Here is a 22484-nt window from a genome sequence, read left to right as displayed (position 1 = left end):
GATATTGAATGAAATCGGGTCGACATCATAGAGAATTATTTTTTATTATGTTTTCTCTTTTTAATAAATCAAAAAATTTATCAACTCTTGAATAGTCTGATAGTCTGTATTGAATAATTGGTTGGGAAGATCAGGCAATCTCCATAGAAACATTTTCGCCCGTTCACTGTCTTTAGTGGGTACCACTGACAGGTTAACAACTCATGCAAACTGAAGATGTATAAAGGTGGAGAAGCTGGAGGCAAGGGTGAAAAAGATGTATAAAAACACAAAAATAGGGCATCTAGTAATAGGCTTTGCTCTTCTTCTTATTTTGATTTTCTTTGTTGGGTACACAGGTTATCAGGGTATGAACGATGTTGAAAAGAAAAGTCGAGCCATTCAAAACATGACTTTCATCACGAATAATATGCAGGGAGCCCTGGAAGCTCAGGAAAGTTATGTTATTTATGGTGATCCTGTTTATAAAGAAGACACTTATACACATCTTGATCTTGTACCCACACAAGCAGCTATATCCAAGGAAATATATCTTGGCTACCTCGATCCTGTAAACCAGGACCGTATGGATTCTATTCTTAAAACTTCTGGCGAATTCAGGGAAAGTTTTGATAGCTATGTTAAAGCAGACGATGAAGAAATAGCTCTGAGAACCAATATCACTTCTAAAGGCGATCTTATCTTGAAGAAAGCAGATGAGCTTTATCAGGATCAGATGTTTCAATATCAACAATATTTAGAAAACGGCTCTTCAGGTGAAGTTCTTCAGCAAAAATTATCCAATGCTCAGGAAGCTCAGAAAATCAGTATACTTGCAATGGAAGCTCGAAATCAGTACCAGAATTATATAATTACTCCCGAAGATCAGTATGCGGAAAACTTCGATCGGATTATGGAGAATATAACTGAAGTTACCGAGAGTTTAAATAAGCAGATGGTAAAACCTGAAAATCTTGAGCTTGGAAACACAATAATCGCCAGCGTCACGGAAATCCGAAGTGATTTTGATAGCTTGACAGTTCTTAAAGAGAAAAAGGCGGCTGATGTGAAAAATATGGCAACTATAGCTGCACAGATTAATAAAACTGCTGAAGCCGCCAGTGCCGACCAGAAAGAGAAGCTCGACACCCTAATCGTAAATTCTATAAGTAAGATCTTTCTCGTTACTCTTCTTTCGATACTTATCGGTGCTTTACTTGTTTTTGTGATTCTGAACCTCTATAGAAAACCCATATATGAACTGCTCGAAGCGGCCGAGAAAATTTCTAATGGAGACCTTAGTGTTGAGATTGAAGGAAACTCGAGAAGTGAAATCTCTCAGCTCTCACAAGCTTTTAAATCGATGGTTGAAAACCTCCGTGGCCTGATTCAAGGAATTCAGGAAAGTTCGGTTCACCTTTCTACACTTTCAGAAGAAATGTCTGCTTCTTCTGAGGAAGTGGCTTCAGCGTCACGGAAAATTTCTGACACTGCAACTGAAATCTCAAATGGGACCGAAGTGCAGAGTACAAAAATAGTGGATATAACTCATGCAATGCAGGACATGACACACAATATCCAGGAAATTGCGGATAATACCCAGAAAGTTTCTAAGAACACTAATCTTGTCAATAACACTATCAATAGTATTGGAAATGCCTCAAGAGAACTCTTGGTGAAAATGAACCATATTCGCTTCTCTGTTGATGAAACTAAGGAAGTGATAACGGAACTTGATTCCAAGTCTCAACAAATCAATGAAATTGTAACTCTTATTACCAGGATTGCCGATCAGACAAATATGCTTGCGCTGAATGCTGCAATTGAGGCTGCCCGGGCTGGTGAGCACGGCAGGGGTTTTTCTGTTGTAGCCGATGAGGTCCGAAAACTTGCCGACGAATCCGGCCGTGCTGCTAATAACATTTCTAGTCTAATTGATGAAATAAGAGGCAGTATCAGTGAAACCGTGGAAAGTATAGAGGCCAGTAAAAAAGATGTGCAGGCTGGTTCCCTGTCTGTTAATAACGCAGTTGAAATGGTTTCAGGGATTGTAACTACAATCAATGAAATTACAAATATGATAGAAGATGTTGCAGCTGCTACAGAAGAGCAGTCCGCATCCATTGAAGAAATCACTTCCACTCTGGAGGATATTTCCTCAATTTCGGAACAGTCCACCGCAGGAACCCAGGAAACCGCTGCAGCTCTCGAAGAGCAGAGTGCTTCAATGTCAGAACTTGCCAATATGGCTAGTGATCTTTCTTTGCTTGGGGAAAGAATGAAAAAAGCTACGGAAAAATTCAAACTTAGTAACTTAAAAGAAGGTTCAGAAAATAAGTCAAGTTAAAATTTCGGAGTTAGTTTGAGGAATTCAAATGTTTGAAGAAACATTAGATGAAGGTTCAGAATTTTCGGAAGAAAGTCTTCGTTTAGTGACCTTTGAGCTTTCAGGTGAAGAGTTCGGAGTAGATATTATGCAGGTCTCCGAAGTTATTCCGGTTCCGAGGATCACCCGAATTCCTCAGGCTCCGGAATGCGTAAAAGGACTCATTAACCTGCGGGGAAAGATCCTCGTAGTGATAGACCTTAACAAGCGGCTTGATTTCAGATCAAAAGAGACTGACAGCCTGTCCAGAATTATCATAGTGGAGGTTAAAGATACAGTCCTTGGAATGCTTGTAAATTCCGTAAAGGAGGTCATGAGCCTGCCACTTTCTTCAATTCAGCCACCTCCTGAGATTATCAAATCGAAAATCAATGCGGAATATCTAGTAGGCATCGGAAAAGTAGGGGGTAGGCTTCTTATTCTACTAAATCTCGCACGAGTACTAGGAGAAGAAGAAATTGAAGAACTCAGCGGACTATCCTCTCCTGATGAGGACGTTTCAACTGAATAAACCGGCTCTACTAAAGTCGAAATCTCAGTCTTGTCCTTGTATCCGTTTTTACAGGAATCCTTGCAGGAGAACTTCTATTTACGGTTGAAGCAATAACCCTGAGGGTTGGCAGCGTATTTTCTTGTTTTTCTATTATTATTACGCGTGGAAGTATTATCGGAATTCTGCTCCAGGGAACCGGAGGAATGTCCTTAATAGCCTCTGATATTATATGTTTTTCCAGAAATCCTCTACTTGCTCTTAATGTCCTTGGCTTTCTTTTTTCTGTTCCCCTGATTTGTTATATTCTTGCCTATGTTATCTTTATTCCAATAGCTAAAGAGTTGGCTTCCAGGCTTGATAACCCCTCTATTTCCACTGCAACATTACTTGCACTCGGGGCTGTTGTCTCGTTTAACTTTTTCTATCCTTCGCCTGTAGTTTTCTCGGCAGCAGAAGCGCTATCGTCTGACGTGAGCAGGCTTTTTATTCTGGGAATTCTTATCGCAGTTCCAACTTCTATTGCAGGGTACTTTTATTTCAAAAGTCTGGAAAAGTTTGGAACTTCAGATCTTTTGGACGGAGTAAAGACAAAGACAGTAGAGGTTCAGGAAAAAGATCCATGGATATATAAAACCTGCCGAAAGGCTCCGGCGACTTTAGGCTTACTCTCCAATCTTTTTTCCTTTATTTCTCATTCTTCTTCAGACAGTCTTTGAACACTCTCATCCTGTACTCATCTTTCTGGGAAACCCGAATATTGTGCTTCTTATAGGAGTCCTTCTCTCCATCTTTTCTGGAAGAAAGCTCGGATTTCTCGTACTGAAGAAACTAATCGAAAAAACTGTGATGGGATTCGAGGTTGTTCTTCTCGACCTTTGCGGAGGAGGCGTTCTCGGAGCAACTCTTGCCATGACCGGTGCAGGAGAAGCTCTTGGCAGGTTTTTCCTGCAGTTGTTCCTCATATTCATGTGCCTTTTCTCGTTGCCGCAGCCCTTCAAACCGTTCAGGGATCAAGGGTTGTGACCATGCTTATCGCACCTTCCCTTTTAATGTCCCTGATTCCTGAACTCGGGATTCCTCCGGAAATCGTTATCCTTTCAATGGCTTCAGACACTTTTCTGATTTCCCATGTCAATGATCCTTTCTTCTGGATTTTCGGAGAACTTGCAGAACTGAAACCTTCTGAAGTCTTCAAGTCAAATACCCTTGGGAGCGCCTCGATGAGTATCGTGAGTTTCCTGCTGATCTCTACTATGTATATATTCTTTTCTTATTTTTTTTCTTTTCTTATTTTTTTTCTTTTCTTATTTTTTTTCTTTTCTTATTTTTTCTTTTCTTATTTTTTCTTTTCTTATTTTTTTTCTTTTACTGAGAGTTTTAAACTCTACTCTTCCGACATTCTTCCCGCTTTTCCAATTTTGCCACCGTAAAATTATATCTTCATAATTTGGTATACAGCAAACAATAAATACCAGTTTTTTATATTTCTCTATATGAATGAGCAAAGTTATCCTGAATTTACAGGCCTTGAACTCTCTCCGAGAAAGGTAGATTATCTCAAGTTCATTCTTGAAAAAGGAGGTACTGTAAAAACTACAGAGATCTCTTCGGGCCTGCAGGTAGATCCTTCAACCACAACCAAGACCTTAAATGAGCTTGCAAGTGCAGGCTACCTGAATCATGTTCCTTATAGGGGTGTGAATTTGACGGAACTGGGTATGGCATATACACAATTTCTTATTCGAAGGCACAGGATCCTCAGTCTTCTTCTAACCCATTACGGCCTTTCTTCGGAGGAAGCATGTAGTGAAGTTTCGCGTTTTGAGGCTTTCGTCTCAAGGGATGCTATAAATAAAATCTGCAGCTCAATGGGTCATCCAATGTTTGGAGTATGCGGAGAAATTAGCCATGAAAATGCCTGTATGAAAGAAATATCTATTGAACACCTGACAAAATGCTAAACAATGATCTATATAGTGTATTTTATCTCATTAAGCGCTAATTAATACGTTTTAAGTGTTATAGGGACGTTAATAGAACGCTAGTGTAATGCTAATTGAAGCATTAATGGTGCGTAAAACCGTGAGTAAGCTTCAAAATAAATTTGGGTTTATACCAAAAATCTCTTGTGGATAATTCAAAATTTGGGTACACTCCAAATATGCTATTTAACATAATTTGGGTATATGTAGCTTTCTCCTTGATAGCGGTCTTATCTTATCAAAAACAACTTCAGAAGTCAAGTAAAAGTGAAACGAAGAAAGCGAGATCTAATTATGAATCTGAAAATTCTACCTTTATTGGTGCTCTTGACTGTTGGTCTGAGCCTTTTTGCCAGCGGCTGTACAGGTCCAGGTGACTCCCAAAATAATGAGAGTACAGGACAGGAAGCTGAAGTAGCAGAATCTAATCAGCCTATAACCGTAGCTGTAAGTGTGCTTCCTCAGGCTGAGTTTGTAGAGAAAGTGGGGGGGGACAAAGTAAAAACTGTTGTTATAATTCCTCCGGGAGCAGACCCTCATACATATGAGCCGTCTCCTAAAGAAATAGAAAATGTGAGCAAAGCTAGTATGTATGTTACAGTCGGCATCGATATGCCATTTGAGGACGTCTGGATTAATAGGTTTGAATCTATTAACAGTGGAACTCTTATTGTAAACTCTTCTAATGGAATCAAACTCAGGGGACTTGCTGCTCACGATCATCACGAAGAGGGAACAGAGGAACACGCAGGAGAATCTGAAGCTGATAACGAAGAAACTGAATTGGATCCCCACATATGGACATCTCCTTCAAATGCAAAAATAATGGTCGAAGATATTTATGAGGGACTTGCCAAAATAGATCCTGAGAACGAAACTTATTATGCCCAGAATAGAGATGCTTATCTGAAGGAGCTGGATGCTCTGGATGCAAGGATTCGCGAAAAGCTTGAAGGGAAAACGGAAAGAAACTTCATGGTTTATCACCCTGCCTGGGGATACTTTGCATTGGATTACAACCTTACCATGATTCCAGTTGAGAGTGAAGGAAAAGAGCCAAGTGCTGAGGATCTGGCGAAGCTTGTAGATCTTGCAAAGGAAAAGCATGTCAAAGTAATCTTTATCCAGCCCCAAACAAGTACACAGAGTGCGCAAGCTGTAGCTGAAGAGATAGGCGGTGAGGTTGTAGCTGTAGACCCGCTTGAAAAGGATTACATCGCAAATATGGATAACGTATCTGATATTTTTGCCAGAAATCTTGTATGAAGTCAGTAAGGTACGAAGTCAGTAAAAATTAGCATTTGAGTTCTGGTAAAGTCAACCACTCTTTCGCATCTAATTATCAAAAGTTGTAATCCGATAGATAAAAACGGTAATAAAAACGATAACAAAAACGATAATAAAAACGATAATAAAAACGATAACAAAAACGATAATAAAAACGATAACAAAAACGATAACAAAAACGATAACAAAAACGATAACAAAAACGATAACAAAAACGATAACAAAAACGATAACAAAAACGATAACAAAAACGATATTCTGAAGGGAAGGGAATGGAGAAGGTTATAGAACTGAAAGATGTCTGGGTTCGTTATGGAACCCAGACGATTCTTGAGGCAATCAATTTTGAATTAAAAGAGCCCAATGGACTGCTTGGGATTATCGGACCTAATGGGGGAGGAAAGACTACACTTCTCAAAGTGCTCCTTGGACTTTTGAAACCTTATAGAGGTAGTGTAAAGCTCTTTGGGAAACCTCCCGAAAAGAGCAGAGAGCTTGTAGGTTATGTTCCTCAATACAAAGGTTTCGATTTTGACTTCCCTATAAGTGTCTGGGAAGTAGTGCTCACGGGTAGGATGAGCCATACGGGTTTTCGGAAAAAGTATAGAGAAGAAGACAAAAAGGCTGCAGAAGAAGCCCTGAATATGGTAGAAATGTTCCAGTACAAGGACAGGCAGATTGGGCAGCTTTCGGGTGGGCAGCGGCAGAGGGTCCTTATTGCGAGAGCTCTTGCCACAAACCCCAAGCTTCTGCTTCTGGACGAACCTAATTCCGGGCTTGATCCGCATATGCAGGATGAACTCTATCGCCTGTTGAACAAGCTAAAGCATGAAATGGCAGTCATCATGGTTACCCACGACCTCAGTGCGGTTTCTATTTATGTCGACAAAATAGCCTGCTTAAACCGCACTCTCCATTACCATAACTCCAGAGAAATCCCGGTTGAAGATCTTGAAGCTACTTACCAGTGTCCTGTTGAACTTATTGCTCATGGAATACCTCACAGAGTGTTGAGTAATCATGAGGAGAACTCCTGAGGATCAGAACTTGTTCGAAAAGGACTGACTCGAAAAACAGACGGAGAAATAAGAATGTTTAATTTTCTGCAATATACCTTTATCCAGAACGCTCTTGCAGCCGCAGTTCTTGCAAGCATAGCCTGCGGGATTATAGGGGTCTACGTTGTCGTCAAAAAAATAGTTTTCATAAGTGGAGGAATAGCTCATGCTTCCTTTGGAGGTGTTGGGCTGGGCTATTACCTTGGAATCAACCCTATGTTCGGCGTTCTTCCCTTTAGTTTGCTTTCGGCTCTTGTCATGGGGACAGTTAGCAAGAGGTCTAAAATCCCCGAAGACAGTGCTATAGGCATACTCTGGTCTCTTGGAATGGCGCTCGGAATAATTTTTGTTTATTTAACTCCTGGATATGCTCCTGATCTTATGACCTATCTATTTGGGAATATTCTAACAGTGCCTCGTTCCGACCTTTACTTTATGCTGGCTCTTGATATAGTAATAGTAGGTGCAGTTTACTTATTTTATAAGGAATTCCTTGCTCTTTGTTTTGACGAAGAATTCACAACCGTGCAGGGTCTTCCTACCGAGAAGTTGTACCTTTTCCTGCTTTGCATAATTGCTCTAACAATTGTGGTGCTTATTAAGGTCGTGGGTATCATCCTTGTAATCGCTCTGCTGACCATTCCTGCTTCCCTGAGCCGCAAATTCACTCATAACCTGAAGCGTATGATGCTAATTTCCATAGCCTTTGGAGCTGTAATCAGCGTTACAGGAATAGGTCTTTCATATGTTCTGGATGTCCCATCCGGTGCGACGATTATTCTCGTACTGAGCCTTGTATATGGGATTTTGGCTTTCGGGATGGAAATGCTCGAGGGTATTAGGAGCTCAGGGGCTTAAAAATTCCTGAACTCTTTTTTAAAGGCTTTAAATGGGTGTTCATAACTTATTCAGGACTGGCTCAGGACAATTTAAATAGTTATTCAGGAATTTTACAGTATCGAGTAACAATTTTATTATAATTATATTTACTCAGTTTTATTAAGACATAATTTTATATATGGTGAGATGCAAGAGCCTAAACGTTTAATTGATTATATTTTACAGGACTCAGTACTAAACCTCTCATTGCTGGGTTCGTGGAGATAAAAAACGGAATCTGAAGCATCTAACCCATTTGCGTACAACCGCTTCGAGTGGGGAAGCGACGGATACGCCGGCAAATTAAACACGATGGATTTATTTGGAGCCACCTAAGACAATCCAGTAAGTGTATCTGAAAACTATACTAAAGTAAGTGATTGAACCCGTTATATGAAACGGAAGCCACTAGATTATTCACTAAATAAGTTTTTACAATCAGGGTGATAAAATGGATCGTGATACAACCCGGGATCAAAATATAAAAGAAAACGAGACTTTTGATGGAGACTTCCTCGATCTTCCGGATATCCCCCTTCCGGAAACCGACAACGTTCTATACTCAATTCTAAACTCTTTAAACCAGAACATCGCAGATTTTCATACCTTTGTGAAGTTCAACCCCTACCTATCTGAAGAACATCTTAATGTTGAATTGCTTAAAAGAAGTATGGGCATTCACAGGGACTTTGCAGCTCTGTTCCTGCACACCAAAGAAGAGCTGGTTTTTACCTATCCCGAATTTATAGAAAAAACAGAAAAATTGTTGTTTAAGGGAAATGTTGGTACTGACTGCATAAAATATACCCACAAATTATGCAGAGCAATAAGCGACTATAAAATAGCCCTGCACAGAGAAGGTTATTTGCCTGATCTGAGAAGACAGTTACCGCTAGTTGATCTGTAATCATTCGGTGACTTACTTTTTTCTATCAAATTCTTCTTTTTCATCAGGGTTCAAAGCCAGGCTTCCACTCTTTTATATTTTAAGATCCTAATACTTCTAATACTTCTACTAATTTTTGAATTACATACATTTCCAGGAATTCATTCCAACGGGAGTGCAGCGGGTCATGAATACCCCCATTCTTTACAGGCTGTTCGAAAATTACCTTCATTAATAAACGAATTCCTTCTTTTTTAATTTAAAGGTTTTATTTGCTTTTTTTAGCACTTTTTCATTACTACCAATAATTGTCTACCAATAATTGTCGGACAGCTTGTTTAGGGTGGGATGGCCGCCCGCAATTTGATTTTTATTGAATGCAGAAAGGAAGTTTCTTCTTTATCATATCTCAACTTTCTTTATATTTTACAGTACTTCCAGAATTTTATATTTCATTTTCAGTACATCCGTAGTTTTATATAATTATAAGATATCTGAATTGCCAGGCATCTGTAAAAAAACGGTGTCTTTGAAAAACGGTATCTTAAAAAACGGTCTTTGAAAAACGGTATCTTAAAAAACGATCTTTGAAAAACGGTATCTTAAAAAACGATCTTTGAAAAACGGTATCTTAAAAAACGATCTTTGAAAAACGGACACTAAAAACGGATTTTCAAAAAACGGTACTAAAAATGGATTTTCAAAAAACGGTACTAAAAACGGATTTTCAAAAAACGGTATCTTAAAAAACGATCTTTGAAAAACGGTACTAAAAACGGATTTTCAAAAAACAGTATTAAAAAAGGCATTTAAAAACAGATGCCTATATTATTCAGTATCTAAGTCTTTTTTATTTTGGTTTTTTAATATAATTTCACGGTTTGACTTTATTCTTTTTACAGAAATCGTTTAACTCTTCAATGTTTCATGCAATTGTTAAGATAAATGGGATTGAAAAAAATAGGAGAAAGATTTTAGCGAACTATTGAATTTATCTTTCTTTTCACTCTTTCTTATTTCATGGTGTTGGAATTACTACGGCTATGTCCATATAGCTCCGAATCATCACCAATATTCCGTATACTTCCCGTATAATCTCAAGATCAATATCTCTATGCTCCTGCAGCAAAGATTGTGCCATTTTTGAGGAAGAGAAATTTGTCAGAATATCTGAAGGCGAGAATTCAATATAATACTGTCCCACATGTTTGACATTATATCCTGCAAGTATCTTTATCACTTCTAGTGGAGTATATTAGCGACTCCTATGGAAATCGACATCACAAGCATTATACATAAAAAACGATACTCGACAGGATATATGTGTTTTTCCTGTCGGTATGCTTTTTGTAATGGCTTTTGATTTCACCTTCTAATCTGTTTGTCCATTCACCGTTTTCGTTCAGTTCTAGAATTCTCAGATTTCCAGTTTTGTGAATGCCGATACTCCATAGACATTAATTATTTTGTCATATATCTCCTTACCGAGCTCTTTATTCCCTTTGCATACAAGGAATGTGTATATCTCAATAGTCTTATTCTCAAGATCTACATCTCGGAATCTGTCTGGATAAATCATCTTTCCTACAAAATAAGAATCCGCCAGCACTGAGCCAAAGTTTGTTGCGTACTGGTTGAAAGGCAATACACCATATACATTTCCTGACTGAACTGCCTTTAGCTGTCTATATGACGTATCGTTCTGTAGCAGGTTAAGTCCGCTTCTTTCTCCTCCGCATTCGATTGTATTCAGATCCAGAAATATGATATCAGGATCCCATTCGATGATCTTTTCTTTTGAAACATCTGCAGCGTTGATGATGCCTCTATCGCCATAAGCAACATTTATTACATTGGTAAAGAGGAATGGAGGATATGTTAATTCAGTTGATTGAAATCCTTGTGGTCCTCCTGCACGTCCTATGCCTCCTATGTAACATGTGGGCTTGTCTTCTTTCGATACGTTGACAGTGCGCTCCTCAAGGTCTGCTATTTTTTCGTCAAAGAAAGCAATAACTTCTTCTGCTCGCTCCTCTTTGCCAACAACCTGTCCAATTATCCTGAGGCTCTTATCCAAGTCTTCTCTATTATCTGTCAAATCTCCCGTATTCACAACAACTACCGGAATACCTGTTTTCTTTTGAAGTTCCGCAGGAGCATAGCCTGTTGTGGAGTCTGTTTTAATTATAACTTGAGGTAAAGGGTCGAGGTAAAGTATTTTTTCAGGATCATCCTGTCCTCTGGTTTCTCCAAATACAGGATAATCTGTGCTAAACTGAGGATTTGCAAGGGAATATGGCTTGGCATTAGATGCTGAATTAGTTGTTTCGCTTCTTTCAACACCTACAATCTTGTCCTGTGCTTCAAGGTATGTCAAAAATCTAAGAGAAGACACTCCTGAGCAAATTACATAATCTACAGATTTTGGAATTTCCACGTTTCTGCCAAGAGCATCGGTAATGTTTCTAGTTTCAGTAATGTTTCTAGTTTCTGTTTCTTCACTTGTTTGGTAATTTTGGGGGGTTGATGAATCTTCCATACAACCTGCAGACAACGTAATGGCAATTAACAAAACAAATAGTATTGGGTTACTCTTCCAAGCTTTTTTTTGAATCTTTAATATTCCTATGTTAAATCCTCCGTGGTTTTTTATAATTGTTTAAAATCTATCTCTCTTATAATATATTTTTCTTACAATGCATTTTTATTGTAATGTATTTTTATTATTTGATTATCAAAAGGACGTTTCTTTGTTATTTTTTGTAAAATATCTACTAGCCCAACTATTTCGCATAGGTTTTCTGAAAAATAGAAGACTTCATGTAATCAATCTCAAAGATCCCAAAAAAATATCCCGAAATCCGGAAGTTTTACAGATGACTCTTCTCCTGTTTTTTCTTCAAGGTAGCTATTGTTTATTTCAGAGTTTTCTGTTTTTGTAGAGGGTGTTGCTACGTGATTAGTGAAAGTAATTTTCGATTCATTTGAATTTGAAACTGTATCTGCTTTTAAATAATACAAAGAAATCAGTAACACTTGTGAATACGGGATCTTTTTGATTATTGGATTTCATACTTAACTACCATCTTTTCCATTAATTTCTGACGATTTGAGTAGATAAACAGCCATACATGGATAAAATTTATGCAGTTAATTTTATAATTTTTCAACCTTTTATTCAATAAGAAATAATATATAAAACACAGTTTTGGGATCATAATTATTAGCCAATTAGCTAAAAATGGAAACAAGTTATATTTTATACTTCAGAATCTAACAAAATCAGGAGAAGCCAGGACTGTATTAATGTGGTATAATGTGGTATACAACTTTTACAGATTCTGTAACCGTCAAAATCACCAGTCCACTTACAAGTGAGACTTTTTTCATGCTTTTGTGAGTATATGGCAGTTAACAAAAGTTCTGTCCACTATATGTAAAAATTCATGGTGTGGCATTCGTCATGAACAATCAGAGTATAGAAACTAATGTGGCATTTAATGTTTCTCATAAGAGTAAACGTGCTCTCTACACTGGCTCGTTTTGGGATAAGAAAAAAGGCTAATTATTTCCCATTTTTCATCAGATACGGTGCTGGGATAAGAAAATCTTAAAAGATTATTTTAATATTACGAACAATCTGATAAAGGACTATTTAATTTAAAGATAGCTTTTCAGAGTAAAGAAACACAGATTCCAAGCTTTGTTTCAACATCATACAGCAAAAATCAAATCGAGATAGATAAATTAACAATAAAATTAACAATAAAATTAACAATATAATTAACAATAAAATTAAAAAAGTAGAACTTCAGTTTTTACTGAAGCTCAAAGTGCTTTATGTTCCAGTCTGCAATAGCCTGGATTTTCTTTATTTCTTCCTCGCCGCCTTCCATGGTGAAGAGGTGTTTAAACCTTTTCTGAGCTCTCAGGTATTCTTCGACTGGTCTGGGATTCTTAACTTTCCTGACCTGAGTAATTTCTCCATTTTCCATTTCATACATGGGCCAAAGGCATGTTTCGACTGCGAGTTTGGCAATTTCCAGGGTCTTGGATGTATCAAAACCCCAGCCTGTTGGACAGGGGGCCTGGGCATGGATATAGGTAGGTCCCACGATCTCAGTTGCTTTCTTGACCTTTCGTATCATGTCTCTTGGGAAACCTATAGAGGTCGTGGCAACATAAGGAGAGCCGTGAGCTGCCATGATAGCAGGCATGTTCTTCTTAGGGCGTGGGTTTCCAAAGGAAACTTTTCCGGCTGGGGTGGTTGTGGTACTTGCATCAAAAGGTGTTCCACTGCTGCGCTGGACTCCAGTGTTCATATATGCTTCGTTGTCCATGCACACATAGGTGAAGTCGTGTCCTCTCTCGAATGCACCCGAAAGGGCACCGAGGCCTATATCCATAGTAGAACCGTCTCCTCCAATTGACACAACTTTAACATCGTCTTTTTTGCCAAGGGCCTTCAGGGCAGCTTCCACACCTGAAGCCACTGCACCTGCGTTTTCAAAAAGGGAGTGGATCCACGGAACCTGCCAGGAGGAATATGGGAAAGGTGTGGACATAACTTCAAGGCAGCCCGTCGGGTTAATTACGATTGTATTTGGGCCTGCTCCCATAAGTGTGAATTTTGCAGCAAAGGCATCACAGCAACCTGCACAGCCGCTGTGCCCGGACGTGATATATGTTTTTGGTGCAGTTTTACTCATAGCAACTCCTCCTTAAGGTCCATGAATTGGCTTTCAATCGTGATTCCGGACTTTGCAACTTTCTTGGTTTCTTCTATAACCTTTGCAATACTTTCCACAGGAATGTCACGGCCTCCGTGCCCTATAGTATAACCAATCACAGGCACACGGACTTTACTGTTGTAGAGGCAGGATTTTGTTTCTGTAAAGAGCGCTCCTTCATTTGTCCCTATAGAAATATTCTTATCAAGTACAACAACTGCGTGTGCATTCTTAACAGCCTTGCAGATCTGCTCCTTCGGGAAAGGCCTGAAGGACCTGACCTTTAAAACGCCGATCTTTTCTCCTTTTGCTCTATACTTATCAACAACATCCTTGACAGTGCCGAGAATAGAGCCCATAGCCATGACAACTATTTCGGCATCATCAAGCATATAACCGTCAATAAGTCCTCCGTGGTATCTACCATATACTTCCTCAAATTCCTTTGCTGTGGCTTCTATTTTAGGAAGGGCTTTCTGCATTGCCTGCTCGTGGAGATATCTGAACTCTTCATATGTATCCGGAGATGCAAAGGCTCCGAAAGTCTTGGGGTCTTCAGGATCAAGAATATCTTCGGGCTGGAAAGGCGGGAGGAAATTGTCGGTCAAGTCCTGTTCAAGCAGGACAACAGGCTCATAAACGTGAGACAGGATAAAGCCGTCCATGCAGACCATACCCGGAACCATGATCTCATTGTCTTCTGCGATCTTGTAGAGCTGGGGCAGGGTATCGCATGCTTCCTGAACATCCTCTACATAAAGCTGCATCCAGCCTGTATCTCTCTGCGCAATAGCATCTTGATGATCGTTCCATATGTTAATTGGAGCGCTAACTGCTCTATTTGCCACTGTCATTACAACAGGAAGCCTCATACCTGAAGTGTTAAAAAGTGCCTCATGCATGAGCAGAAGTCCCTGAGAAGTTGTGGCTGAATAGGTTCTTGCACCTACAGCTGATGCTCCTATTAAGGCAGAAATTGCCGAGAACTCAGCTTCCACATTAACATACTCACAGTTAGGGATTTCTCCGTCTGCCATAAACTGGGATAAATGTTCGACAATATGTGTCTGAGGAGTAATAGGATAGGCTGAAATTACATTTGGACGGCAGACTTTTGCGGAATGGGCTACAGCGTAGGAACCTTCCACGACTACCATTTTCTTTCTGTAAGCCGGGTCAATCATTATTTCTCCTCCAGAATCATTTCAATTGCATCTGCAGGACACTCATTTGCACAGATGCCGCAACCTTTGCAGTAGTCATAATCATATTCAAAAAAGCCGTTTTCTCTGGGTTTGACAGACATATCAGGGCAGACAATATGGCAGATTCCGCACTTGGTACATTTTTCGTAAATATAAACAGGACGGAAGTTTCTCCAGCCTCCGGTTTTGTTTATAAGAGTAGAACCAGGTTTACAGACTCTGCAGCGTGAAATGTTTAAACCTTCTTTTTCCCCTTCATTTTTCACGCTTCTTCCCCCCTGATAAGCTTGTAGGCCTTCTGAATTGCATTTGCATTCTTTTCTCCGACTTTGCCTGAAAAACGAGCCCTTATTGCATGCTGAATTGATTCAACATTGATTTCTCCGGTTGCACCCGCAAAAGCTCCAAGGAGAACAGTATTTACAATGGGAACACCTATTATGTCCATTGCCACCTTGGTAGCGTCCACGGTCATGACCCTAGCTTTTGTATTGAGTTTCAGGCTTTCCGGGTTTTCGGTTGTGTTAACAATAATTATTCCATCATCCTTTACTCCACTTGCAACGTCAACAGTTTCAAGCAGGGTTGCGTCCTGGACAATAACATAATCCGGGGTGTAAACCTGACTTCGGAGCCTGATAGGATTGTTGTTAATCCTCGTGAATGCCTGGACTGGGGCACCTCTACGCTCTACCCCAAAAGCGGGGAAGGCCTGGCTGAACTTTCCATCTTCAAAAGCTGCAACGGAAAGCATTTCAGCCGCGGTAACAGAACCCTGGCCTCCTCGACCGTGTATTCTGATTTCCTTCATCTGGATTCTCCTTTTAATGAGATTTTATCTATTATTTTTCGAATGTTTTTGAATGTTTTTCAAATTTTTCTGTATTTTTGCTGTTCTCGGCAGTCTGTTTGGCAAGTTTTAATTAGCTGTCTAGCATACTGCTATTAATCGAATAATAAACGAATTAATCTGATGTTATCCAATTTATTTTGTCAGATACGATCAGGATTTATTACTTTGTCAGACACAATCAGTATTTATTATTTTGTCAGATACAATCACAGCATCTGACTTACAGCATCTGACTCTTTTTTCAGGCACTACTCTAATATAATAAGTGTGACATGTACATCCATGTCAGGGATCCAAAAACCTGGATGGTAAATTGTTAACCTGGATCTGTTTCATATCACTATTATAATTAATATTGAAAGATTTATTTTCAATTCTGAATTCACACTGTTTTATGCCTGATAGTTCATGGATAATAGTGTAGAATATTATTAGGTTTTCGGTGAATTGAAATATATTCTTTATATATATTTCTAATCTATAATTATTTTTTCAAATGTATTATATTTGTTATTTTCAGGTTAACCTGTCGCTTGTCTATGTTTTTATCGCACAATGGTTGTAAACAAATATCTTTTAAAAAATTTGGGATCTTTTAATAATTCTCCGTATGGAAATCTTTTATTAACTCAACAATCGCCTTTCCATCTTTCAGATTATTAATCTTTTCCCTAATCTGCCGCGAGCCGCGCAACCCTTTTGTAAACCAGTGAGCATGCATTCTTATATTTGTAGACGCGTGGAGATCATATTCTTCAAGTAAAGCGATATAATTCTCAAAGTCCTCTAATTGACGAACTTGCCTGTCAAATTCCAGCCTTTCCCCGGTTTCTAGGTAATGCCTTATCCTTTTGAAGATAAAGGGATTTCCCATTGCTGCGCGTCCGATCATAAGCCCGTCACATTCGGTAAAATCAAGGGCAGCTTCAGCAGACTCTTCGTTCCTTATATCCCCGTTTGCAATTACTGGAATGGAAAGTTCCTGTTTAACGGCTCTTATCACTGTAAGGTCTGAACTTCCGGAGTACATTTGCTCTGCCCTCCTGCCATGTATGGTCAGGGCAGAAGCTCCAGCCTCTTCGATCAGGCGTGCAATCTCAAGGGTTTTCTCATCCCTCTTCAGAATGCGGATCTTTGCAGTTACAGGAGTCTTCAGAACATCGGTCAGATCGGAGATAATTTCATATATGAGTTTCTTGGAGTTGAGAAGAGCCGAGCCGCACCCTGTTCCAGTAATACGCTTTGCAGGGCAGCCCATATTTACATCGATGAGTTCAGGTCTGTACTCATCTTCAATAAAGAGCGCAGCTTCCCTCAGTTTCTCAGGAGAACTTCCTACAAGCTGAACTCCAAAAGGTCGGTCTTCAGGGGAAGACAGTCCTTTGAGAAGCGATTTTCGGTTTTCGTTGAGCAAGGCATCTGCGCTGATCATCTCAGTATATGTAAGGTCAGCTCCATTCTGCCTGCAGAGCAGCCTGAAAGCCAGATTTGTCACGTCTGCCATAGGCGCAAGAAGAAGGTTCCCAGGTGTTTCTGTTTTGCCGATTTTTAATTTATTAAGTTTCATTTTTCCGAATGTTTTTTAATTTTTTCTCATTTTTTCTCATTCTTTTCTTTTATTTATCTGTTTTGGAACTACTTCTTTTTTTAGAGGTTACTGATCTTAGAAAATTTTATAGAGACCTGATGCTCACGAGGTTGGAGGTCTAAATCTGCTAATCATCATTTATGAAAACCAGTGTATATTTTACGATTCAAAAGGGATACAAGCATTTTCTGTAAGTTGAAAATTCTCTCATACGCTGAAACCCAAAAACTCACGCAATCAGGACTCACACAATTTTCTGGCAAAAATAGAACGATTATTTAAAAACATAATCATTGCAATATATAATTATAAGAGAAAACACAAGTCAAGAACCTGAAGCTTCAATAAATAAAGAACAGGATACCTGAATCAGTTAATAAAGAAAACTGATTCAGGGGTTTAAAAAGATAAGTTAAGGATCATATGAACTTGATTCATGAGAAGAGCAGTCTGACATACCCCAGATAAGGAATCCTGTACTGCGCAGTTCCTATAATCCATTCATCTTTTACAGGCATATTATAACTTATATCTCCTTCCTGGTCATAGTGACTGTTGGTTACAACATTGTCTCCCTTGGTAATATAACCAGAATAAGGAGCAGGTGGACCGCCTTTCCACATCGGCTCTCCAGCTTCCACTCTATACATAGCCCTATGAATTATTGGAGTTACTCCTTCCTCCCCATACTGGCGATAAAGAATCACATCTCCATAATTTCCAAAGGACTCATAGCCTGTGTTTTTTCCTTCTTCGTTCGTGGTAATATTTACTTTATCGATGCTTTTGATGAAAATAATATCTCCTATTTGCATATGCGGTTCCATACTCCCCGACTCCACCGCAACCATAGGAGTCCAGAGTCCGAATGCCAGCTTGGAAAGAACCATGAAAATGATCACGACAGCTACAACAGACAATAGGTCCTTTCCAAGGGAAACCCAGGGGTTTTCCTGCTCCTGAGCACTTTTTTCCTTATTAATCTCGCTCATGCTAAGCCTTATTCTTTTGATTTTATCCTTATAGATGCTAGGGCGCTGCGTTATATTCCATTCGATTTTGTCCTACTCGAAATCTTATCTGGCTAAACTTATTATTACCCAGGGACTTAGTACGATTTTCAGAGTATAATGCAGCTGCAAAACGATTTCAGCCCTACTCTTTTCTGACTTATATAAGTTAGTCAAAAATTGGTTTATTGAGCTTTCTCAGTAGGTTACTGAAAACTTGTTTTTACTTTATATTAGTTTTCAATTGACTTTTTTTAGCCAACTCTTTTCAATTGATTAATCTATTTTTTAATATTTCTTATTGCTTATTCTAAGACTTTTATTGCTTATTCTAAGACTTTTATTGTTTCTTAATAAACGATGAACAGATTCATTCTACATTGCATAGGAACTAATACTCATTTCTACAATAGATAGGAATTAATAACTATAAGTACTCTATCGAGCGTACAAAAGTTTCATAAATTCTTCTTATATGGTAAAAATTAAATTTAGTACTTTAGTACATTAGTTTCGTATCTTATTAGTTTTTATATTTTAAGCAGGCTTTTGCTTTAGTCTCTGCAAGTCTTGAGTGAAACCGATTATAGTGCCAGAGCAGGCACGAAAGATTTGGAAGAGCTCAGGTCAGTTCGAAAGGTCAGGTTAGAATTATGGAAAGAAAGGATATTATAAGGGCTGTTATGGAAAAAGAGTACCAGATCAGCCCTGAAGCCGTGGAACTTATTTATTCCAGTAACTCTCCCGAGGACCTGCTTAAATATATCCTTTCAACTGTAAATGACTCTGTTATTGTTATAGGTGTCGAAGATATAGATATTGAAGGCTTTGCCGCTTTTTCAGCAGGGGAGTCGCCTTCAGATAAGATAAATGCTCTCGTTCCAGAAGAAAGGAAAATCCTTTCTGGGGTTTCCATACTCTCTTCTAGATCAGGCAATCCATCTTCAGAATCTGATTCCTTTTTAGTGCCTGATCCTCTTTCAGAACCTGTTCTTTCCTCAGAGCCTGATGTTATTACTGCAGCTCCTGACCCAAGTATAAAACCATCTCAAGACTCTGTTCCTGATTCTTCAGTTCAGGATATGGTTCTGGACAAGGCTTATGAATCAGCCCCGGATACTCCAGATGCTTCAAATACTCCAGATACTCCGAATATTCCGGATACTCTGGATGTACAATCAGGCAATGTTTTATCTGACGAAGATTCGGCCTCCAATCTTGCCTCAGACTCCCTTTCTTCGGCGAAGGCAGCTTCTCCAACTTTCTCTTCTCATTCCTCCCTGGCTGTAAACAGGTCAGCCTCTTCTTTTTTCGGGCAGGGGAACTCTCTTTCTTCATTCCCTTCAAATAGGAGTTTCAGGACAGAACCATCTTCCTCCGCTTCTGAGAGAGGGATATTTTCGGGTTCCAGGGATGAGTATAAACATTACCCGGGTAGAAACCCTGTGACTGTAGTTTCGGATATAACAGGGCATTCCACCTGTGTTGGGGAATATATGCAATTTGTGCAGTATTTCAGGGACAGATACAGCAGGCTTTCAGAGATTATCCGGGGAAGGATCAACGCACGCCCCATCGAAAGTTTAAAAAGAAGAAGCTTCCGCAGAGGAGGAGACGGAGGCTCTGAAGAAATCTCGATTATAGGCATGGTTTCGGATATCAGCAGCACAACGAACGGCCACAAAATCCTTTCTCTGGAGGACCCAACAGGTTCTTTTTCAGTCCTCATTCGGAACTCTGATAAAGAACTTTTTGAACTTGCGTCAAAAATTATCCTGGATGAGGTCATAGGGGTAACTGGCTCGATAACCAACGACGGAAGCCTCATGCTGGCAACAAAGCTAATACAACCCGATGTCCCGAATAATGTCCAGCGCAGAACCGGAAGCCATGGGAAAGCTGTATTGATTTCGGATGTGCACGTGGGCAGCTCCCAGTTTATGGAAGATTCCTGGCTGGATTTCTTGGATTTTTTGAAAGGGGAATCGGATTCGGAGGATATGCGGGAACTTGCAGCCAGTGTTCGTTATCTTGTTGTCGCAGGAGACATTGTTGACGGGATAGGGATCTATCCTGATCAGGAAATGGAACTTGACATTCTGGATGTCTACGAACAGTACAGGAAGGCTGCCGAATATTTCAGGGAAATTCCCGAGCATATTCGTGTAATCATAAGTCCAGGCAACCACGATGCTGTTCGCCAGGCAGAACCCCAGCCTGCCCTGCCGGAAAGTATTCAGGCGTATTTCCCTGAGAATTTTGTTTTTGTTGGTAACCCTGCTTTTCTGGAACTTGACGGTGTCCGCCTTCTTATCTACCACGGCAGGTCGATTGACGATCTTGTGGCGACTGTTCCCGGAGTCTCGTATCAGGAACCTGCAGGAGCAGTCCTTGAGATGCTGAAATGCAGGCATCTTGCTCCAACCTATGGGAGTAGAGTTTCCATATCCCCTGAGAAAAAGGATTATTTCATAATTGATCCTGTGCCTGATATTATTCATACAGGTCACGTCCATACCCTGGGAGTCCAGCGCTATAAGAATGTCCTTCTGGTCAATTCCGGAACATGGCAGGGTCAAACAGAGTTTCAGAAGCGTGTGAATCTAGTACCTGTCCCTGCTAGGGTACCAATTGTGGATCTTGAAGATTTTGATGTAAAGATTCTTGCTTTTGACTGAACTTTTATAAACTTTCACTGGATCTCTTGATTTTCACTGGATCACTTGATTTTCACTGGATCTCTTGATTTTCACTGGATCACTTGATTTTCACTGGATCTCTTGATTTTCACTGGATCGCTGAAGTCTTCTCCAAAATTATTTTCCGATCCTTATATATACCACAAAGATTTAATATGCGGAAAATGCCTTTGGAAGAAAAAAAGGAAAATACTGGGGAAAATTTTCCGGAAGCTCAGAAAAAAAACAGGAAGGAAGATACTGCTTCGCTTCCTTTTGATATCCCTGATTTTAAAACTCTCCTGAAAAAACAGGGTTATGCCATGGCAGGCCGCCACTCAGCTGTTAAGACCTGTCTCTGGCTAAGGCATGCTATGAATGATCAGGGCTTTTGCTATAAGTCGAAATTTTATGGAGTTCAGTCCCATCGCTGTCTTCAGATGACTCCAACACTTATGTGCAACCAACGTTGCCTTTTCTGCTGGCGTCCGACTGAGGTTCCTGTTCCTGCTCCCGAGGAGTGGGATTCGCCTGAAAAGATAGTGGAAGAAAGTATTGCCTGCCAACGTAAGTTAATTACTGGCTTTGGCGGTTCTCCAAATGCAATTAAAGAACGCTGGCTTGAGGGTAATGAGCCTAACAACGTTGCAATCTCCCTGTCCGGGGAGCCGACCTTTTACCCTTATCTCCCGGAACTTATCGAGGAGTACAAAAAAAGAGGTTTTACGACTTTTCTTGTCACAAACGGCACAGTTCCTGAGATGCTTGCACAGGTTTCTCCTTCCCAGCTCTATATGAGTCTCGATGCCCCGGATCTTGAGACTTACCTGAAAGTCTGCCAGCCCAAATCGCCTGCCCTCTGGGAAAAGATCAATGAATCTTTGTCCCTGATGAAACAGAAAAAATCAAGGACAGTCATCCGAACTACCCTTGTGAAAGGTGAAAACCTGTTCAAGCCTGAGGCTTATGCCAGGCTAATGGAAAAAGCCTCCCCTGATTTTGTGGAGATAAAAGCGTATATGCATCTGGGTTTCTCACGACTCAGGCTTGACCGCTCTGCAATGCCTACTCATGAGGAAGTTCTCGAGTTCTCACAGGAACTTGCAAAATATCTTGGATATGAAATCGCAGATGAATCTGAAATCAGCAGGGTAGTCCTGTTATCAAAGGACGGGAGAAAGTCTCCTGTCAATGGGGAAAAAATCTCCCGTTAAAGGGAGAAAGTCTCCTGTCAACGAGAAAAAAATTCCCTGTTAATGTGAAAAAGTCTACTCTCAAGAAGAAAAATCCCCTGTTGACTAGAAAAAGTCTACTATCAAGAAGAAAAATTCCCTGTTGACTAGAAAAACTCTACTATTAAAACAATTCACTTTCGTGACTAAATTCAAGCTTTTTATCTTTAGTACCTGTATATCAAGTGTGAAAACATTAAAAAACTTTTATATATCTGTAAATATATAATACAAGTCA

General features: G+C 39.7%; 19 protein-coding genes and 1 pseudogene. 12 read left to right on the top strand and 8 right to left on the bottom strand.

Annotated elements, in window-relative coordinates; genetic code table 11:
• The first annotated feature begins 256 nt into the window (after positions 1 to 256).
• From MSBRW_RS19955 to MSBRW_RS19920, 10 genes and pseudogenes are all read left to right on the top strand, one after another.
• Positions 257 to 2326: a methyl-accepting chemotaxis protein gene (locus tag MSBRW_RS19955; protein WP_011306008.1), complete on the top strand. Its 2070-nt coding sequence runs from the start codon at positions 257 to 259 to the stop codon at positions 2324 to 2326.
• A gap of 28 nt (positions 2327 to 2354) precedes the next feature.
• Entirely contained in the window at positions 2355 to 2876 is a 522-nt protein-coding gene (locus MSBRW_RS19950) for a chemotaxis protein CheW (protein WP_011306009.1), read from the top strand.
• A gap of 35 nt (positions 2877 to 2911) precedes the next feature.
• Positions 2912 to 3574 (top strand): annotated as a pseudogene (locus MSBRW_RS24025) (GntT/GntP/DsdX family permease); the annotation flags it as partial.
• Positions 3531 to 3881: a GntT/GntP/DsdX family permease gene (locus tag MSBRW_RS24020; protein WP_329957368.1), complete on the top strand. Its 351-nt coding sequence runs from the start codon at positions 3531 to 3533 to the stop codon at positions 3879 to 3881. The pseudogene MSBRW_RS24025 and the gene MSBRW_RS24020, both read left to right, overlap by 44 nt.
• Positions 3827 to 4288 (top strand): GntT/GntP/DsdX family permease, encoded by a 462-nt coding sequence (locus tag MSBRW_RS24015; protein WP_268990274.1) that lies wholly within the window; start codon positions 3827 to 3829, stop codon positions 4286 to 4288. Before MSBRW_RS24020 ends, MSBRW_RS24015 begins: the two co-directional genes overlap by 55 nt.
• A gap of 63 nt (positions 4289 to 4351) precedes the next feature.
• Complete coding sequence (locus MSBRW_RS19940; RefSeq protein WP_011306010.1) at positions 4352 to 4819, top strand: metal-dependent transcriptional regulator; 468 nt, start codon at positions 4352 to 4354, stop codon at positions 4817 to 4819.
• A 315-nt stretch (positions 4820 to 5134) separates the two neighbouring features.
• A complete protein-coding gene (locus MSBRW_RS19935) occupies positions 5135 to 6106 on the top strand; it encodes a metal ABC transporter solute-binding protein, Zn/Mn family (RefSeq protein ID WP_011306011.1) in 972 nt (323 codons plus the stop codon).
• 293 nt (positions 6107 to 6399) lie between these two features.
• Positions 6400 to 7164, top strand: a complete 765-nt coding sequence (locus MSBRW_RS19930; RefSeq protein WP_011306012.1) for a metal ABC transporter ATP-binding protein — start codon at positions 6400 to 6402, stop codon at positions 7162 to 7164.
• 54 nt (positions 7165 to 7218) lie between these two features.
• Positions 7219 to 8043: a metal ABC transporter permease gene (locus MSBRW_RS19925; RefSeq protein ID WP_011306013.1), complete on the top strand. Its 825-nt coding sequence runs from the start codon at positions 7219 to 7221 to the stop codon at positions 8041 to 8043.
• A gap of 472 nt (positions 8044 to 8515) precedes the next feature.
• The gene (locus MSBRW_RS19920) at positions 8516 to 8971 is read left to right on the top strand and encodes a hypothetical protein (protein WP_011306014.1); all 456 of its coding nucleotides are present in this window, start codon (positions 8516 to 8518) and stop codon (positions 8969 to 8971) included.
• A 1396-nt stretch (positions 8972 to 10367) separates the two neighbouring features.
• On the opposite strand, the gene MSBRW_RS19910 is transcribed toward MSBRW_RS19920, so the two are convergent.
• The 8 genes from MSBRW_RS19910 to MSBRW_RS19875 all read right to left on the bottom strand — a co-directional run bounded on the left by MSBRW_RS19910 (position 10368) and on the right by MSBRW_RS19875 (position 18318).
• On the bottom strand, positions 10368 to 11489 hold the full coding sequence (locus MSBRW_RS19910) for an iron ABC transporter substrate-binding protein (RefSeq protein ID WP_011306015.1): 1122 nt from the start codon (positions 11487 to 11489) through the stop codon (positions 10368 to 10370).
• Between the two features lie 293 nt (positions 11490 to 11782).
• Positions 11783 to 11971, bottom strand: coding sequence for a hypothetical protein (locus tag MSBRW_RS19905; protein WP_048102644.1), 189 nt, complete (start codon positions 11969 to 11971; stop codon positions 11783 to 11785).
• A 797-nt stretch (positions 11972 to 12768) separates the two neighbouring features.
• A complete protein-coding gene (porB, locus tag MSBRW_RS19900; RefSeq protein ID WP_011306016.1) occupies positions 12769 to 13659 on the bottom strand; it encodes a pyruvate synthase subunit PorB in 891 nt (296 codons plus the stop codon).
• Positions 13656 to 14864 (bottom strand): pyruvate synthase subunit PorA, encoded by a 1209-nt coding sequence (gene porA, locus MSBRW_RS19895; protein WP_011306017.1) that lies wholly within the window; start codon positions 14862 to 14864, stop codon positions 13656 to 13658. Before porA ends, porB begins: the two co-directional genes overlap by 4 nt.
• On the bottom strand, positions 14864 to 15151 hold the full coding sequence (gene porD / locus MSBRW_RS19890; RefSeq protein WP_011306018.1) for a pyruvate synthase subunit PorD: 288 nt from the start codon (positions 15149 to 15151) through the stop codon (positions 14864 to 14866). Before porD ends, porA begins: the two co-directional genes overlap by 1 nt.
• Positions 15148 to 15696 carry a pyruvate ferredoxin oxidoreductase subunit gamma gene (locus tag MSBRW_RS19885; protein WP_011306019.1) on the bottom strand — a complete coding sequence of 183 codons (549 nt, stop codon included), beginning with the start codon at positions 15694 to 15696 and terminating at the stop codon, positions 15148 to 15150. Before MSBRW_RS19885 ends, porD begins: the two co-directional genes overlap by 4 nt.
• 637 nt (positions 15697 to 16333) lie before the next feature.
• Positions 16334 to 17305 carry a tRNA dihydrouridine synthase DusB gene (gene dusB / locus MSBRW_RS19880; RefSeq protein ID WP_011306020.1) on the bottom strand — a complete coding sequence of 324 codons (972 nt, stop codon included), beginning with the start codon at positions 17303 to 17305 and terminating at the stop codon, positions 16334 to 16336.
• Between the two features lie 455 nt (positions 17306 to 17760).
• Complete coding sequence (locus tag MSBRW_RS19875; RefSeq protein ID WP_011306021.1) at positions 17761 to 18318, bottom strand: S26 family signal peptidase; 558 nt, start codon at positions 18316 to 18318, stop codon at positions 17761 to 17763.
• 671 nt (positions 18319 to 18989) lie between these two features.
• Here MSBRW_RS19875 and MSBRW_RS19870 point away from each other — a divergent pair.
• A complete protein-coding gene (locus MSBRW_RS19870; protein WP_011306022.1) occupies positions 18990 to 21014 on the top strand; it encodes a DNA-directed DNA polymerase II small subunit in 2025 nt (674 codons plus the stop codon).
• Between the two features lie 185 nt (positions 21015 to 21199).
• Entirely contained in the window at positions 21200 to 22228 is a 1029-nt protein-coding gene (gene twy1 / locus MSBRW_RS19865; protein WP_048102645.1) for a 4-demethylwyosine synthase TYW1, read from the top strand.
• Positions 22229 to 22484 lie beyond the last annotated feature (256 nt).

The sequence above is a fragment of the Methanosarcina barkeri str. Wiesmoor genome (assembly GCF_000969985.1).
Lineage (GTDB): Archaea > Halobacteriota > Methanosarcinia > Methanosarcinales > Methanosarcinaceae > Methanosarcina > Methanosarcina barkeri_B.
This window is presented reverse-complemented; position numbering and strand designations above follow the sequence as displayed.